Here is a 500-nt window from a genome sequence, read left to right on the forward strand (position 1 = left end):
GATTGCTGTTGCAGAATTCACGTCTGTGTAGAAATTGCCGCTTCCCTGAGGCAGCTCAGTTAAGGTATCTAAGATAGAAGTAAATCCAAATTTCTTTAAGTATTCTACGCCGACCTCCGGTGTGATTTCCACCATAGCTTTTACGGCAGGAATATTGTAGGATTTTGTAATTGCAGTACGCATGGTTACAGTTCCGTGATATTGGCGGTCATAGTTGTATAACGGCTGTCCGGCTCCTCTTACCCTTTTTCTTTTACAATGTAAGCTGGGCGTTTTTTGGTTTCAAGGAAAATTTTGGAAATGTATTTTCCAATGATTCCGAGAGCAAGCAGTTGAATACCACCAATGAACAAGATGATACAAACTAGACTAGCCCAACCAGTGACGCTACCACCGATAGTCAATTTTCGAACAATAATAAATAAAATTCCTAAAATTGATGCTAAAAATGATACTGCACCAGCCCACAAAGAAAGATTCAATGGCGCTTCAGAAAAGTT

Annotated in this window: 2 pseudogenes; both read right to left on the reverse strand. The window is 39.8% G+C overall.

The features are described from left to right. Positions 1-213: pseudogene (locus IE212_RS35870) on the reverse strand (hypothetical protein); the annotation flags it as partial. Between the two features lie 26 nt (positions 214-239). Further along, positions 240-500, reverse strand: a pseudogene (locus tag IE212_RS35875) (glycosyltransferase); the annotation flags it as partial.

It is taken from the genome of Streptomyces djakartensis (assembly GCF_014651075.1).
In the GTDB taxonomy this organism is placed as follows: Bacteria; Actinomycetota; Actinomycetes; order Streptomycetales; family Streptomycetaceae; genus Streptomyces; species Streptomyces djakartensis.